The organism is methanotrophic endosymbiont of Bathymodiolus puteoserpentis (Logatchev) (assembly GCF_900128525.1).
Taxonomy (GTDB): domain Bacteria; phylum Pseudomonadota; class Gammaproteobacteria; order Methylococcales; family Methylomonadaceae; genus Methyloprofundus.
This window is the reverse complement of the sequence record NZ_FQTQ01000205.1, coordinates 15,554-29,070: the sequence shown is the minus strand read 5'-3', so window position 1 is coordinate 29,070 and position 13,517 is coordinate 15,554. Positions and strand designations below refer to the sequence as shown.

Genomic DNA, 13,517 nt, shown 5'->3' with positions numbered 1-13,517 from the left:
CCTCTGAGCGCCACTTTTTCGTGCAATTGAATTCCGTAAAAGTTGGTTTTTACACCTTAGGAAACTTATTATCACCCATAGATTTGATGTATGTCTACCATCTTATGTATTGTTGCGGACACCGTTAATTTCTGGTATACCAAGACTCATAAAACGTGGCGCTAAAGTTGATAATCCTTATCCTGCTGATGGTCCTTATGCGGCAAATGAGTGTGACCTTAATGGTATATCTGAGCCTGATAATGTGACTTTTATTCCTGGGTTTAAGACGCTGATTATTGGTGAAGATACAGGAAGACATCAAAATGACATGATCTGGGCTTTTAATGTCGAATCTAAAAATCTAACGCGCATAGCAACGACACCTTATGGTTCAGAAACAACCTCCCCTTATTTCTACCGTAATGTGAATGGCTTTAGTTATATGATGACAGTTGTCCAACATCCTTTTGGAGAGTCAGATCAAGACCAACTAAAAGATGCTGAAGAAGGGCGTGGATATACTGGATATTTTGGTCCTTGGGGCGGTTATTAATTTAAGCTTTACTTTGCAGTGATGTATGAAAGGGGCTCATTTTGAGCCTCTTTTTTTAACTATACCTGCATAGGCGTATGATAAAGTCATTTATTATTAGTGAATGACACTTTTTATCACCTTGTATTTATCTATTTTATTTATCTTAGAAGTCAAATTCAATAATATCTAAAAGCATAGCCAGTTCTCTATTGAGGTTTTATTGAATGGACATTTCTTAGGGGTTCAAAAGTGATTAATTTGAAACAAATTAACATGGCGTTATTTGGCAGTATATTGTTAAGTAACATTGTTTTCGCTCAAACAGTTGATATAACGACGAGTACATTAAAGAATAAAGTTGCCTATATCCCGCCTCAATGTTACACAAAAACCGAAGACGATAATAAGGCGACTTATAACCCCTGTTATGCTTGTCATACCGATTCACGCCGTCCTAATTATGTGAATGATTCAGATTTACAGGAAACTTATAGTTTTACTGAAGAGGCGCGAGAAAACCATTGGAAAAATTTATTTAAGGATCGCAGTGAGCAGGTTGCCAAAATAAGTGACCAAACGATAACTGATTATATTCGAAAAAGTAACTATTTTGATTCTCAGGGAGCGATAAAACTAAGCAAAGTATTGGCTCAAGTGCCTAAAAGCTGGGATTATAACCATGATGGACAATGGAATGGTTTTACGCCTGATATTTGGTTTAATTTCGATGCGCAAGGATTTGATCATGATCCAAAAGGACAACTGACTGGGTGGCGTGCTTTTGGGTATTATCCTTACTTAGGTACATTTTGGCCCACCAATGGCTCGACTGATGATGTTATGATTCGGCTACCATCAGCTTTTCGAACTAATCAAAAAGGCATTGAAGATTTAACGGTATATAAAGTCAACTTAGCTATCGTCGAGGCGATGGTTAAAGAGCAAGATATTACCATTGAACCCGTCGATGAAGGGCAGCTCGGGAATATTGATTTAGATAAGGATGGAAAAATTGGGCTAGCCAGCAAAATAAAATATGATTGGGCTCCTTTAAAAGAAAAATTTATGTGGTATGTAGGGCAAGCTAATGCCTTGCAAAAGACAGGTAAAGTGCATTTGGCGGCGGGTTTATATCCAGAAGGCACGGAGTTTTTACACACAGTACGCTATATTGATGTTGATGAACAAGGTAATAATATATTATCCGCTCGAATGAAAGAAGTGCGTTATGCCTTAAAACGACTTTGGTTAAATTATTCAAAATTAGAATCTAAAGCAGCGGCAGAATCAAAAGAAAAATCTGATTTCCCGGATCGCATTCGAGTTTTCCGAGGTAATTCTGAGACGGGTGTTAGCAATGGACTAGGTTGGGCTTTTGCAGCATTTATCGAAGATGCTCAGGGCGAATTAAGGCCGCAAAATTTTGAAGAGTTAGTTTTTTGCGTTGGATGTCATAGTGGTATTGGTGCTATCACAGATGGTATTTTTAGTTTTCATAGAAAAATGCCTGCAAACAGTCCACAACAGGGCTGGTTTCATTGGTCGCAGCATGGCTTGAAGGGCTTAGCTGAACCCCAACGGCAGGATGGTAGCTATGAATATAGCTATTATTTACAGCAAAATAAATCAGCAAATGAATTTAGAACCAATGCTGAAGTACAAGCCAAGTTTTTTAATCCTCAAAAGGTTTTAAAAGAGGCGATGCTTGAAAAGTTACATAAAGATATATCTGTTCTTTTATATGCCTCTCCGGCACGTGCTTTACAACTAAATAAAGCCTATCGAGTCATTGTAGAAGAGCAAAGTTTTACTCAAGGGCGGGATGCAGTGGTTCAGCCAACACCTAATGTGTTAAAGGACGTTGAACCCGATCAATCTACTGGTGTTAAAAAGAGCATTAAAAAAATGCCACTTATTCTAGGATCTTCTAAGGCTTACATAAGTGACAATTTGGATTTATTTTTTCCTTTAGTTAACTATTCTGGAAAGCCGTATTCTGCTAGTTTTTCCCTAGAAAATTCGGTTAAGCCAGTATGGCTATTGAATCAATTCGATTTAGTATCAAAAAATGATTTTGACCAAGGCGCCGTTGTTAGAGAAGATTTTGGGATTAGTATTCCTTTTATAACAGATGGGGAAAATGCTTATTCAGCAGAAATGAGCTATATTGGTGAAAAAAATAACCAATATTACTGGGCTTTAAAATATTACCAGATGCTAACTGAATAAGCTGATTTTGATGCGTTCATGGTTCTTGCCATAAATCGCTGAGGTCACAGCATGAAGTCTATTTACGTCATAATATGAGAGTGCAACTAACACCTTTATAAAGGGCGATTCAAATATCCGTGAGCCAAGGTTTCTCAAAGTTATTCGTGTCTTATGTTTAGTAGGCTTTTGTGGTGCAAATAAATTTGGACCTACGGGCATACCATTTCATTGTACGTGTGTACTTGGTTTATTGCTCCCAATAGATTATTAAGCATTTAATGATTTTAAAAGTAATAATATGCCAGATAGGGCAAGGAATACAGCAAAGAATTGAGTGTATTTTTTATTATCAATTTTCTTGTATATAAACTCTTCGGTGAGTAAAAATACAACGATTGAAGTTTGCAATAATAGCATAGTATCTGCGTAGGGCATGCCACCATCATAGCCAATAAAGTATAAGGTAAGCAGTTGAAATAGCGCAAAGGTCGCATAGCATATAGCAATAGTTGCACGGGTATTATTTTTAGGTAGGTTTTTTTCATGTGCTAATGCCGTGAGCAATGATCCTCCTAAATTAGTAATGCCGTGAACGATGCCCATTAGTATAAGGTATAGCTTTTCATAACGGAGCATAACTTTAAGTGCGGTCTCTATACGTGGAGAAACACTTTTTAAAGCGACAAATATGAGAAATACACCAATGATTAAACCGATATTTAATCGTATGCTGCTAATAATAAACAAGAACAGTACGATGAAAGGAATACTGTACAATAGGACATTTTTATACAGTTTTAAATCAATATAGCTATAATGCTTTAGCACTTGCAATATATTAATCGCGATAGAGATAGGTAAGAGTACCGAGAGAGTATAGCTAAATTCATAGCCGAGTAACAGTAAAAGAGGCGTACCAAATAAGAGTATACCGACGCCAAATATAGATTGGATAACAGTTGTGAGGAGTAAAGTAGCTAAAATATCAACAGGCATAAAGAGCTCACAGAGGCTTATTTAAAATATAGTTTTAAGTATACCTCGCCTATTCGTTTCTGTATAAGCATTCTGCTATGGAGTGAGAGTACTAAGCCAAAAACAAATTAGACTTAGATAGGGTTGAACTCTCGTACCTAGAAAAGAAAGGATTTACCGGAATGATTTATTAATAGGCAGTGTGACAAAGCCTTAGCAGCAAGGCTTTATTCGCGTTACTTGTTTGCCTCGGTTCCACAGTGTGCACAATACTTTTCATCAGCTGATAACATCTGACCACAAGTAATGCAACTTTTCTGCTTTTGGGCCTTATGCCCACAATAACTACAAAATGCAGCATTGCTTTGAATGCTTTGGCCGCAACTAGTACAAAGCATATGCCGGCTGGGTATTAATTGAGCAAAATAAGTGCTTATATTTTGCTGGTTTTCGAATAAATAAGGTGTTGCTTGGTAAGCTTTAAGTATTAGCCAAATGCTAGCTGAAATAATGGCTAGTATTGCTAAACTAAAATAGATAGTCTCACCTGAGCCTTTAACAAAGGGGGTGAGTATATGCCAAAGTAATTCTTGGCTGATTATTACAATAACTAATAGCGTGATAGGCTCAGCAATATTGCGCAAAAATGAAGCTATCCCGGCACGAGCGGGGATAGCTTCAATTGCTGCGCGCGAAAAATAAAAAAAGATAATTAAAGCTGCGAATTTGGCGCTAAACCAGATAATTTCAGCTGCCGTAAAGGTTTCCGCTAATTGCAAGTGATGCATCACTGGAATCCAACTGATTAATTTTGCAACAATCAAGATGAAAATGAGGGTTAATAAATGTTGTGCCGCTTTTTGGCAAGGGCTATTTGATTGATATAAGGTTGTAGGCATAATATCTCTCTTATGATGTTAATATACTTCGCGCGTTCACAGCGGCAGGATTCTAACCGCTGATTTTTGCCCATAGCCTGCGTTGCTGAAACAGTTGCGTAGCTTTGCTATGCGCCTGTTTTAACATTGTGTTATCGACAAAAATCAGCAGCTTATAACAGCGGAATCTGTGACCGCGCGAAATATAGTAAAACCTTATAATAATACGCTTGTTGAAAGCTAAGCAAGAAATCTATCTTTTATCTCGATTAATTAACGAGGTAAATATCGGTTGTCTGTTAACAAAAACGTTGCTTAGGAAATATGCATTTAAAGCAACTTCCTTTGCCTAGTTCGCTGGTAATAACTAATTTAGCACTGTGTCGAGCTAACACATGTTTAACTATCGATAGGCCAAGGCCTGTGCCGCTTTTTTGTTGTTGACGTTTTACGTTGATACGGTAAAAACGCTCAGTAACCTTAGGTATTTCCTGTTCTGGAATTCCTTCGCCCTGGTCTGTCACTGCAAGGATTAGGCTTTCACCTGATTGGTACCATTGCACAGTCACAATTGACTCTTCGGGAGAGTACTTGAGAGCATTCACGACTAAATTTGAGAAAGCACTACGCAGTTCCTGATCATTGCCTATGATATTTACGTCAGAGTCGATAAATAGTTCAATGCGATTATTAAGCGCTTCTAATGCACTACTTTCTGAGCAGATTTGTTTTAACAAGGGTTGAATAGTGACGCAATCATGGGAAATCCTTTGTGTTTCAAGGTTGGCCAATAATAACAAATCATCTACTAAATGTTGCATGCGAAAAGTTTGATTTTGCATCTGTTCTAGTGAATGCGTCAATAGGGCTGAGTGCTGGTCATCCATGTCGGTGAGGGTTTCTAAATAGCCTTTTAAGACAGTCAGCGGTGTACGTAACTCATGTGAAATATTATCGACAAAATCTTTACGCATGCGCTCGATATTTTTTAGATAAGTGACATCATGCGCCACTAGCAGGTGCGCATTTTTACCATAATTTACAATCTTAATTTGTAATGTAATGTTTTTGTTAATAGGTGAGCTAATGCTTAAAACGGCATTGCTATCTTTTTTTACTAAAAAATCAACAAAAGCAGGGGTGCGAATTAAATTAGGAATACGCTGTCCTTTATCTGATGGCTGTAGTCCTAGTATTTTTTTTGCGGCTTTATTAAACCAAGAAATTTCGTCATATTCACCGAGCACGACTATAGCATCAGGTAACGCAGCTGTTGATTTACGAAATTGCTCAATAATATTGCTGAGTTTTTTTTTACGTTTTTTATTGGCTCTTTTGATACGAAAAATATGATAATAAACCTCTTCCCATAAGCCCCCACGTGGCGGGTTATTGGCTTTTGCTCCTGCACTTAGCCAATGTTCTAGTTGTTTAAGTAAGTAGGTTTGCCGAATAATAATCGCTATACAGATAGCTAATAAAAAGTATAAAAAATGACCCACAAAGAGGCTAGCAAGAAACGCAAAGAAAACGGCAAGTGCGTAGTGAAGTAAATCTTTATGCCAAAAACTCATGAGTTCTCTTTTTCAGAAAATCGATAACCGAAACCGCGCACCGTTTGTAGCCATTCTTCTCGCCCATAATTGGCAAGAATCTTTCTTAGCCGCCGGATATGGACATCGACAGTTCTTTCTTCTATATACACGCTGCGGCCCCAAACTTGATCTAATAATTGCGTGCGGTTATACACTTTTTCAGGGTGAGTGAGGAAAAAGCTAAGTAAACGGAATTCGGTCGGGCTTACTTCAATTTGCTTGTCAGCGATACTAACGCGGTGCTGTTCGGTATCTAAAACAATATCGTGGAATTTAATTTGTGTTAAATCATGAATTTTCCCACTTCTGCGCAGGACAGCTTTAATTCTAGCGATAAGTTCTTTAGGGGAGAAGGGCTTGGTTATATAATCATCAGCACCTAAATCTAAACCGCGAATTTTATCGCTTTCTTCACCTTTAGCAGTGACTAAAATAATAGGTAAATCTCGATAACTTTCGTTTGATTTTAAGCGCCGAGTCCACTCATCACCAGTAATACAAGGCAGCATCCAGTCCAATAAAATAAGGTCAGGCAGATTATTTTCCAAAAGTGACTGCGCTTGCATGACATCGGTTGCTTCCAATACGTTAAAATTATATTGTTGCAATACCATGACCAGCATATTGCGAATAGCTTCTTCGTCTTCAACAACTAAAATTGTAAATTGACTCATATTATCTTCCTATTTAACTGCTTCATTGTATAACACTTCGTATGACGGCTTTGTGACAGTTTAGTGTCGGCATAAAATCTAAGCATAAAAGTCATCTATTGGGATAGTTAATATTAGTTTTTAGCCGTGTCGCTGTATTGAGACAGTCACTAAATTGAGACAGTGTAAGCTAGACCCTCTATTTCTATAAGGTGATGATATTTTGTAAGTGTTGCCGGTTTGAAAGTTCACGTTATCTGGAGGCAATATTAAGTTTTGTCGGGTATTTACGACTCAAAAACTAGATGCCTAGTATATTAATAAAGGTAATTATAAGCTGTTAAGGCGCGTATTGCGGGCATATCAAAGGAATTCTATTGTTATTTATATGTGGACGGCACGAACATTGCTTGGCAGTAAATATACTCACATCATTGATTAGTGAGAAATAATGACCATGCTACCCAAATGGCTTTTATTGTTGCTTTATTTCCTGAACTAGATTCTTTTTATAGAAATAACGCTAGCAAAAGAGGTAAAGAAGAGAAAAGTTTGCGCTTTAAATTAACTGGATATTTTGAGTGGGTGTCGTGGATTATACTTAAATAGGTAGTAATCTATGTCTTAAGGAGGCAAGATGATAAATAACTTATCCCGGCTCTTATTTTCTCAGTGGTTTTTTATACTCATTGTCAGCTTAGCGTTTAATCATCTCGTGGCCGCTGACGAAGACTCTCAAGAACGCGCTTTAAGTATTAAAAGTGCACGCTATGATGTAGAAAAGCAACAACTTAAAGTTAAGGTGAAAATGAAAGGAGAAATACCTTTTAAGCTTAAATTAATCAATACAGTAACGGGTCAGTTATTACTGCAAAAAAGCACCAAGAAAGACAAGGTAACACTGAAAGTCAAAAATATCGAAGGTTCTTCAGTACCTTGCTCGGTGACAGTGCAATTAGGCCAGCTTAGTCAAACTGTCGCAGTTAAAAGTGAAATGCCTGATTGTCGTGGGGTGGAAATAGGTGAGCCGAATCGTAGTATTAGTAAGCTAGAAATTAATGATGCAGAATATGAAGAAGACCTGCTGATAGTCAGTGGTGAATTTAGCGGAAATACGCCACGGTCTATTGGTTTATATGATGGCACGACAGGGCAGTTATTAGCAACACGCAACCGCAGTAGGGAAGAAGGTCATTTTATTTTTAAAGTTTACGATTTAGCACAGCCACCTTGTCGTATTAGAGTCCAGGCAGATAAGTCGAGTGCTGAGCAAACTGTCGAGCATGTTGAAAACTGCGACACTGTAACGCCGCCTCCTAAAAATCAGGCGCCACTCTGCTCTATCATCAGTCCATCTGAAACTGTGTTGAGCATAGGCTTAGGCGGGTCAGTTAATTTTTCTGGAGCGGCAAGTGACCCTGAATCAGGAGAGCTAAGATACGAATGGGACTTTAATGGTGGAGCTGATAGTCGGCCAACTACATTGGCACCAGGCAATATAGTTTTTGATGTTAATAATGGACATTTTTTAGTTCACTTTACCGTAACTGACGATCGAGGTGTGCGTTGTACAGTGGATAGAACAGTTATTGTTGGCGTAGACAGTCCTAGTCAGCCGGTTGAAATGGTGCCGCAACAACCTGCACCAAATACAGCTCAAGCTGGTGATGGTCAACATGTCATATTGCCTGCTAATGATTTAGGGATGCATTGCGCTGACCTAGGGTCTTATCCATTAAGTATCTTACCACCCTTTAATACCGTCAATGCACATGCGATTTTAAAGGGAACGACGGGTAGTAATAAGCCACTTATTTTAGATCCTCGTTCGGTGACTTTGAAATACTCGGCCGCCTCTAATATTAATGATCCTGCTGGGCCTAATTCAATTAATTCAACTAGTCAAAATTTTCCTATTGGAGTAAAGCAAGCTGATGCAAGCATTAAAAAATCTGACTTTTGGGATGGTTTTAAAGAAACAGGGCAAAGCATTGCATCTTTGCTCTTTCCTGGCTTGAACCCTAGCCCTGATGAAGGCCTAGCTACGGCAGATAATAGCGAGTTAGGGCGTGGACTTTATATGCCGGGAATCAATGACCCTTATAATGCTAATGAGCCACAAGGGTTTAGTAAATTTATCGCAGAATTTGGCTGGTTTACCGCGCAAGGTATTCCGTTAACACCGGTTGATGATAGTGGACGGTTGAACTCCTATCCTCTAATACGTATCCAAGCGATTGATAACAATACTGGATTAACCTTAGCAACAACTGATGTGGTAACACCTGTTTCAGGTGAAGTCGATTGTCGTGATTGTCATACAGCCGGCAAGGTAGGTGCAGACTCAGAAGCACGATTAAAGGCGCGAGATGTTTGGCTGAATACGGGGGTAGGTAATGAGCCCCCCGTTTTTGTCGTCGCTGCATCTATTGACCGTCTCGATGTTGAAACAGCAGCCAAAAAGAATATCCTAATGCTGCATGATTTTAAGCATGGTACTGATTTTATTGCTCAGGATCAGCCGGTGCTTTGTGCTAGTTGTCATAAATCAAATGCACTTGCTTCTGTTGGTGGCCCAGGCGGTAATCCATTTTTGGCAGATATGTCAAAAGTCATGCATAGTTTTCATGGTCGGTTGCAGACGGATTCTCAAGGTAATCTGGTGCGTGACATACAGGGTGAACCCATTTTAAGTGACCCTCAAAACCAAGTTGATGTCATCGCGTTGATACCTGTGGGTGAGAATATTCCAATGGAAGAAAACTGTTTTCAGTGTCATCCAGGCAAAATTACACAATGTTTTAGAGGAGCAATGTATACCGCAGGGCAGACCTGCGATACTTGTCATGGCGATATGCTTGCTATGGGGGGAGAATTTACCTACAAAGATGGCTCGATACGCGAACCCTGGTTAGACGAGCCTGCTTGTGGGGCATGCCATAGTGGTGTTGGGAGTGAGGCTGTCGCTAATATAGCATTTGACCCAAATGACCCTTCGGCGGAGCCATTACCAGCGAAAACCCCGCGATTTGCGGAGAATGCTAACACTTTATATCGTAATAGTCTCGATCAACATGCTAACTTAGGTTGCGAATCTTGTCATGGTAGCCCTCATGCTATTTGGCCAAACCGTAATCCTGATGCAAATGATAATATTACCGCAACACAACTTCAGGGACATGCTGGTACAATTTCTGAATGTACTGTTTGCCATGAAGACAATAGCTTTCCGAAGGGTACTTTGAGTGGTCCACACGGCATGCATCCAGTTAATGATTCAAGCTGGATGGATGAAGATGCACACGGACATTTTGCTGAAGACAGGCGTAATGGTGATCGCTGTGCAGCATGTCATGGGGATGATCATTTAGGTACACGCCTATCCAAAGTGCCCGTAGACCGCGTCTTAAAAAATCGTAAAGGTAAAGTGCTTGCAAGCTTAAAAGCAGGTGAAGAGGTAGCTTGTAATTTATGTCATAGCCTGAGTAAAAGTTTTGACGATTAAACTCAAACAGGGCAGGGTGGACCTTAGTCCGCCCTGCAGTATTTTCTTAAATTGTTTTTTACAAGGTAAATTAAAAAGTAGCGCTCTACCGATTAAAATTATCAATTTATGCTTTAGCAAGTTAAATAGCTGAGTGTATATGGTTCGCTTTTTTAAAACTAATTCAGCTACAATAGTGGCAGCTGCTAAGTACGACTGATTATAAAAGGTTAATGAATGAGCGAAACGAATATTTATCAAAATTTACAACAACTCGGCGGCAAAACTGAGTTGCCAGAAATACCCGAAAAAGCTATCCTAGAAAGCGTACAAAACCCACAAGCGGATGTTGATTATATGGTGCGCTTTATCTCGCCAGAATTTACTTCATTATGCCCTCTGACCGGGCAGCCTGATTTTGCTCATTTAGTGATCGACTACATCCCATCAGCAAGGCTAGTGGAAAGTAAATCATTAAAATTGTTTCTCGGCTCGTACAGAAATCACGGTGCATTTCATGAGGATTGCACCATCAGTATTGCCCGCCGCATAATAAAAGAAATTACCCCCAAATGGCTGCGTATAGGCGGTTATTGGTACCCTCGTGGGGGCATGCCTATTGATGTATTTTTTGCTCAAGGTGAAATTCCTCAAGGCGTTTGGGTGCCAGACCAGGGCGTTGCTCCTTATCGCGGGCGCGGATGATTTTAGCTTGATGCATGCTTTAAAAAGTCTAATACCATAAAAATAAGGCTACTTCAGGTTTCTCCTATCCGATAAATGAGCTTGTTTTCTGGATTAGAAAAGGCTGAGATCTCCATCTTTCCACTTAAAATATGTGCCAATGGTTTTTAGTGTAAAGCAGGCTAAGTGCTGGGGCATATTGTTATCATTTTAGCACACCTCTTATTTCTTCAGTGCCTTAGCAAATGCATCGGCCATAGAGCTTTGAGGTGTTTCAACTGGCGGCTTAGGTTTATGTGCTTTTCTGGGTGGGGCATTGTCGGCTTTTAGGTGGACTTGCTCACCAACAGGCGCATCTTTTTTCATTGATAAAGCAATGCGTTTGCGTGCTACATCAATGTCAATGACTTTAACGTTAACCATATCTCCTGTTTTGACCACTTCGCGTGGATCTTTGACAAACACATCTGCTAAATGTGAGATATGCACCAACCCATCCTGATGCACGCCTATATCGACAAATGCGCCGAAATTAGCCACATTAGTTACTACACCTTCTAAGCGCATGCCTTCTTTGAGGTCGGTGATTTTCTCGATACCTGCTTTAAAAGTGACGCTTTTAAATTCAGGGCGAGGGTCGCGGCCGGGTTTTTCTAGTTCTTGCAAAATGTCAGTGACAGTGGGTAAACCAAAATTTTCATTGGTGTAATCTGTGGGGTTTAAATGACGTAAGACATTACTTTTGCCGATAAGTTCATTAATCGGGGTTCCGGTTTTTTTGACAATATCTTCAATGACAGGATAGGCTTCTGGGTGTACTGAAGAAGCATCTAGCGGGTTATCGCCTTGCATAATGCGTAAAAATCCAGCGGCTTGCTCATAAGCTTTAGCACCTAAACGCGGCACTTTTTTCAGTTGTTTTCGATTCTTGAAAGCGCCTTGCTCATCTCTAAACGCGACAATATTATGGCTGATGGTATTGGAGATACCTGACACTTGTTTAAGCAGGGCAGCAGAGGCGGTATTAACATCCACCCCGACAGCATTAACACAATCTTCGACGACGGCATCCAGACCACGCGCCAATTGAATTTGATTGACATCGTGCTGATATTGGCCGACACCAATAGATTTTGGCTCGATTTTAACCAGTTCCGCGAGTGGATCTTGTAAACGGCGGGCAATGGATACCGCGCCGCGCAACGATACATCAATATCTGGGAATTCTTGCGAGGCAAGTTCTGATGCGGAATATACGGACGCACCGGCTTCAGAGACAGTTATTTTGTTGAATTTTAAGTCTTTATGTTGCTTCATAAGGTCAGCAACCAATTGGTCAGTTTCGCGTGAACCTGTGCCATTACCGATGCTGACTAACTCAACTTGATACTGCTTAATAAGTTTGGCTATGGTCGCGATAGAAGCATCCCATTGATTTCTCGGTGGGTGTGGATAAATAGTTTCAGTAGCGACTAATTTCCCTGTGGTATCCACGACGGCTACTTTTACGCCAGTGCGAATGCCTGGGTCTAAGCCTAAAGTGGCTTTAGGACCAGCAGGAGCGGCAAGTAATAAATCTTTCAGGTTGTTGGCGAATACTTTAATGGCTTCTAGTTCAGCTGCTTCACGCAATTGCTGTTTTAAATCTAGGTCAATACGCGTAAATAATTTCACTTTCCAAGCAAAACGTGCAGTTTCCGCTAGCCAGGTATCCGCAGCTTTGCTGGTGTCGGTAACATGAATATGGCGCGCGACAATTTGTGCGCACAGTTGATGATCAGCTTTTTCGTCAGCTCCAGGCAATAAGCTAACATTGAGTAAACTCTCGTTACGGCCGCGAAATAAAGCTAAAGCGCGATGCGAGGGGATTTTATTGATGGCTTCTTGATAATCAAAATAATCTTTGAATTTCGTAGCTTCGATTTCTTTATCTTTGGCAACTGTGGCATGAATAATCCCTTTTTGCCAAATACGTTCACGTAGCGTACTGACCAGTTCGGCATCTTCTGAAATACGCTCCATAATAATCTGGCGCGCACCCTCTAAAGCGGCGTTAGCATCATTAATGTTATTGTCGGCATTAATATAGTGAGTGGCAAGTTGTTCTGGGTTACCGTTTCTATCGTCTAAAATCGCATCGGCTAATGGCTCTAAACCAGCTTCGCGCGCGATTTGTGCTTTGGTGCGGCGTTTGGGTTTGTAGGGTAAATATAAATCTTCTAGGCGAGTTTTAGAATCCGCCTCTTTAATCGCCAGCTCTAAAGCAGGAGTGAGTTTGTCTTGAGACGCGATGCTTTCTAATATAGTGTCACGCCGCGTATTAAGTTCGCGTAAATAAATTAAGCGCTCATCTAATAAACGTAGCTGGATATCATCTAGCCCCCCTGTAACTTCCTTGCGGTAACGAGCGATAAAAGGCACAGTCGCCCCTTCATCTAAAAGTGTGACTGCGGCTTTGACTTGATGTTGAGTAACGGCTAATTCGTCGGCAATTTTCTGGATAACGTCCATTTATTAAGT

General features: G+C 40.1%; 9 protein-coding genes. 4 read left to right on the top strand and 5 right to left on the bottom strand.

Annotated features, from left to right (window positions below; genetic code table 11):
• The first annotated feature begins 109 nt into the window (after nucleotides 1-109).
• Both BQ7314_RS14980 and BQ7314_RS14975 read left to right on the top strand, forming a co-directional pair.
• Entirely contained in the window at nucleotides 110-535 is a 426-nt protein-coding gene (locus tag BQ7314_RS14980; RefSeq protein WP_174484496.1) for a hypothetical protein, read from the top strand.
• Between the two features lie 240 nt (nucleotides 536-775).
• The gene (locus BQ7314_RS14975; RefSeq protein ID WP_174484495.1) at nucleotides 776-2,746 is read left to right on the top strand and encodes a hypothetical protein; all 1,971 of its coding nucleotides are present in this window, start codon (nucleotides 776-778) and stop codon (nucleotides 2,744-2,746) included.
• A gap of 249 nt (nucleotides 2,747-2,995) precedes the next feature.
• Here BQ7314_RS14975 and BQ7314_RS14970 read toward each other — a convergent pair whose 3' ends face one another.
• The 4 genes from BQ7314_RS14970 to phoB all read right to left on the bottom strand — a co-directional run bounded on the left by BQ7314_RS14970 (nucleotide 2,996) and on the right by phoB (nucleotide 6,850).
• Nucleotides 2,996-3,724 carry a TSUP family transporter gene (locus tag BQ7314_RS14970; protein ID WP_174484494.1) on the bottom strand — a complete coding sequence of 243 codons (729 nt, stop codon included), beginning with the start codon at nucleotides 3,722-3,724 and terminating at the stop codon, nucleotides 2,996-2,998.
• 215 nt (nucleotides 3,725-3,939) lie between these two features.
• On the bottom strand, nucleotides 3,940-4,602 hold the full coding sequence (locus BQ7314_RS14965; protein ID WP_174484493.1) for a zinc ribbon domain-containing protein: 663 nt from the start codon (nucleotides 4,600-4,602) through the stop codon (nucleotides 3,940-3,942).
• Between the two features lie 278 nt (nucleotides 4,603-4,880).
• Entirely contained in the window at nucleotides 4,881-6,155 is a 1,275-nt protein-coding gene (gene phoR / locus BQ7314_RS14960) for a phosphate regulon sensor histidine kinase PhoR (RefSeq protein WP_174484492.1), read from the bottom strand.
• Nucleotides 6,152-6,850, bottom strand: a complete 699-nt coding sequence (gene phoB / locus BQ7314_RS14955; protein WP_174484491.1) for a phosphate regulon transcriptional regulator PhoB — start codon at nucleotides 6,848-6,850, stop codon at nucleotides 6,152-6,154. Before phoB ends, phoR begins: the two co-directional genes overlap by 4 nt.
• Before the next feature lie 616 nt (nucleotides 6,851-7,466).
• Here phoB and BQ7314_RS14950 point away from each other — a divergent pair.
• Both BQ7314_RS14950 and queF read left to right on the top strand, forming a co-directional pair.
• Nucleotides 7,467-10,334 (top strand): hypothetical protein, encoded by a 2,868-nt coding sequence (locus BQ7314_RS14950; RefSeq protein WP_174484490.1) that lies wholly within the window; start codon nucleotides 7,467-7,469, stop codon nucleotides 10,332-10,334.
• Nucleotides 10,335-10,550: 216 nt separating this feature from the next.
• Nucleotides 10,551-11,018 carry a preQ(1) synthase gene (gene queF, locus BQ7314_RS14945; RefSeq protein ID WP_174484489.1) on the top strand — a complete coding sequence of 156 codons (468 nt, stop codon included), beginning with the start codon at nucleotides 10,551-10,553 and terminating at the stop codon, nucleotides 11,016-11,018.
• A gap of 201 nt (nucleotides 11,019-11,219) precedes the next feature.
• On the opposite strand, the gene BQ7314_RS14940 is transcribed toward queF, so the two are convergent.
• Nucleotides 11,220-13,508 (bottom strand): Tex family protein, encoded by a 2,289-nt coding sequence (locus BQ7314_RS14940; protein WP_174484488.1) that lies wholly within the window; start codon nucleotides 13,506-13,508, stop codon nucleotides 11,220-11,222.
• Nucleotides 13,509-13,517: the final 9 nt, after the last annotated feature.

Bases quoted from the DNA above. Each gene is read 5' to 3' on its own strand.
- BQ7314_RS14970 (WP_174484494.1), bottom strand. From the start codon at position 3,724: ATGCCTGTTGATATTTTAGCTACTTTACTCCTCACAACTGTTATCCAA.
- phoB (WP_174484491.1), bottom strand. From the start codon at position 6,850: ATGAGTCAATTTACAATTTTAGTTGTTGAAGACGAAGAAGCTATTCGC.
- phoR (WP_174484492.1), bottom strand. From the start codon at position 6,155: ATGAGTTTTTGGCATAAAGATTTACTTCACTACGCACTTGCCGTTTTC.
- BQ7314_RS14950 (WP_174484490.1), top strand. From the start codon at position 7,467: ATGATAAATAACTTATCCCGGCTCTTATTTTCTCAGTGGTTTTTTATA.
- BQ7314_RS14940 (WP_174484488.1), bottom strand. From the start codon at position 13,508: ATGGACGTTATCCAGAAAATTGCCGACGAATTAGCCGTTACTCAACAT.
- BQ7314_RS14965 (WP_174484493.1), bottom strand. From the start codon at position 4,602: ATGCCTACAACCTTATATCAATCAAATAGCCCTTGCCAAAAAGCGGCA.
- queF (WP_174484489.1), top strand. From the start codon at position 10,551: ATGAGCGAAACGAATATTTATCAAAATTTACAACAACTCGGCGGCAAA.